This is a genomic window from Vibrio sp. V03_P4A6T147 (assembly GCF_002241085.1).
In the GTDB taxonomy this organism is placed as follows: Bacteria; Pseudomonadota; Gammaproteobacteria; order Enterobacterales; family Vibrionaceae; genus Vibrio; species Vibrio anguillarum.
The window spans coordinates 1-2532 of sequence record NZ_NDIO01000261.1 but is presented as its reverse complement, the minus strand read 5'-3'; the positions used below and the strand labels follow the sequence as shown (position 1 = coordinate 2532).

General features: G+C 46.0%; 2 protein-coding genes. Both read right to left on the bottom strand.

Going from position 1 to position 2532, the window contains the following annotated elements; genetic code table 11:
- Nucleotides 1-23: 23 nt before the first annotated feature.
- A complete protein-coding gene (locus B9J84_RS10395; RefSeq protein ID WP_094124075.1) occupies nucleotides 24-2192 on the bottom strand; it encodes a polysaccharide biosynthesis tyrosine autokinase in 2169 nt (722 codons plus the stop codon).
- Between the two features lie 40 nt (nucleotides 2193-2232).
- The coding region (locus tag B9J84_RS10390) for a phosphotyrosine protein phosphatase (protein WP_094124074.1) at nucleotides 2233-2532 on the bottom strand (300 nt) is incomplete at its 5' end.

Below are 2532 nucleotides of genomic sequence, written 5' to 3'. Positions count from 1 at the left end.
AATGAAGCTTGATGCTTTAACGCTTACTTACTATCCCCATAGCTGTAGTTATAATATCCATAACCATAAGTACTTGAAGCTTTCTTCTCTACCGCATTAAAGATCACACCTTTCACTTCAATACCCGCTTGTTCAAAACGGTTTCTGGCGACATCGATCTCTTTGGCGGTATTTAGGCCAAAGCGTGCCACCATTAACGTTGTACCAGCATGGGCACCCACAATGCTTGGGTCAGTCACCGCAAGTACTGGCGGGGTATCAATAATCACTAGGTCATAATTTTGTGAAGCCCATTCAACCAAAGCTTTAAAACGTTGGTGCATAAGCAGTTCTGAAGGGTTGGGTGGCACTTGGCCGCGCGTCATAATGTCTAAGTTATCTACTTGGGTGGTTTTGATCGCTTGCGCGTAATCAATTTTGCCACTGAGAAGGTCTGAAAGGCCATTTTCCCAGGTTACGCCGAAAGGTTGCTGTAAGTAGCCTTTGCGCATGTCGGCATCAATCAGCAGCACTTTTTGCCCAGTTTTGGCTACAACCGCAGCAAAGTTGGTGGAAACAAACGATTTACCAATGCCCGGCGCAGGGCCAGAAATCATCACCACGTTATTTTTGGCTTCTAACATCGCGAAGTGCAAACTGGTCCGCAGGCCTCGTAGCGCTTCAATAGAAAGGTCCGCCGGGTTGCTTTCCGCTAGCAGCATCATCTCTTGCAGGGATTTACGTTTTTTATTGATTTTTTCCGCAAATTCCAGCTGCAGAATCGACTTAGGCACACTGGCGTAAACCGAAAGGCCAAGCTGTTCAATATCATCTGGGTTTTCTACGCCACGGTGCAGCGCCGCTTTCACCAATACCCCGCCAACGCTTAACATGCCGCCAAGCAAGGTCGCGAGTACAACAAGCAGTGGTTTTTTCGGTTTCACAGCTTTTGCATAGGTGGCTGCGCTGTCTAAAATGCGCACATTGCCGACCGTTCCGGCTTTAATGATGTTCAGCTCTTGCACTTTGTTCAGTAATTGGATGTAAATTTGCTGGTTTACTTGCACATCACGCGTCATGCGTAAAATTTCGCGCTGAGTTTTAGGCAGCTTTTGTACTTGCTGATTTAAGCGCTCTTTTTCACCAAGTAAGATTTGGCGTTTATCCAATAGTGATTTGTACGCTGGGTGGTCTGTGGTGAAACGCTGGCTCACTTCACTCTCTTTAAACGTGAGTTCGTTAAGCTGCGCTTCTAGCTTCACCATCACTTCTAAGGTGGATTTCGCTTCTAAGCTTAAATCAATCGAATCATTAGCTTGTCGGTAGCGGTTTAATACATCTTCCGCGCTGTCTAATTCGGTTTTAATGGTTGGCAGGTGGCCTTTTAAGAAAGCTAAACTTTTTTCAGCTTCTGCCGAATTGCGCTGCACGTTCTGCAAAAAGTAGTTTTGGCTTATATCATCCAAAATAGCTTGAATTTGGCTAGGGTTTTCACCGGTGAAAGAGAGCTCAACAATGCCGGTTTGTTTACCGCGTTCAGTCACTGATAAGTTATCTTTCAGCCATTTAATCGCATCTAACTCGCTTTGTTTACTGATGTAAAATGCAAAACCGCTATTGGCATCTAAATCGGTGACAAACAGTTGGTAATCATCATTTTTTGCCAGTTCACCTACTTTACCGCTGAGCATTACGCGGCCATCTTCACGTACTAACTGGTAGGTTTTTTGTTCTGCATCCTGCACCACTATTTGGTGGCCCGTTTGCCATGCATAACTTGGCAGTTCAAAGCGGCTGACTTGAATGCGGTTTATTTGCCCGCGAAGGCGCGCAATGCCTTTGCCAATAACGGGAAAGTAATCCGGCTCAACTAAGGTTGTTAGGTTAAATTTATGAACGGTGTCGCCTAAAATCATCCGTGATTTGATGATTTCAATTTCAGTGGTGGCGGATGATTCAGAAGAGAAGAGATCGCTCATTTCCCCGCCGACTAATGATGAAATACCGCCAGAGCCTTTTTGTTCGATTTGAATCAAAGCATCGGCTTTGTATATCGGTGTTGAGAGCAAGGCAAAGGCAATGCCAAAGATAGCAAAGAAAGTGGTCGTCGCGAGAATGATCCATTTGCCATCCAGCAGAAGGCCAAACAATTTACCGAGATCGATTTCGTCAGAAGTGGTGTCGACGCGTTGTTTAATCTGTTGTGCTGTCATTGTGTTTAAAGTCCTAACGGCCTGTTTTGGCTTATGGTGATTACAGCTTTTTGGCCCAAGCTTGCGCGGCTTGGTCAATTAACTGGTAGGCATGGTCAAATGCTTCTTTGCTTTGGCGATATGGGTCGGGGATGTCTTGCTGGCCTATCCATTGCCCAAATAGCATGGCTTTGCCGCGTGCTTCAGGGGCTATCTCACTTAATGCACTAATGTGCCCCTTTTCCATCACGAGAATTAAATCATACTGGCTGCAAAGCGCTGACGTGAGCTGCTGTGATGCATGACCAGCTAAATCAATGCCATGTTCGGCAGCAACTTGGCTGGCCATGGTATCGGCGGG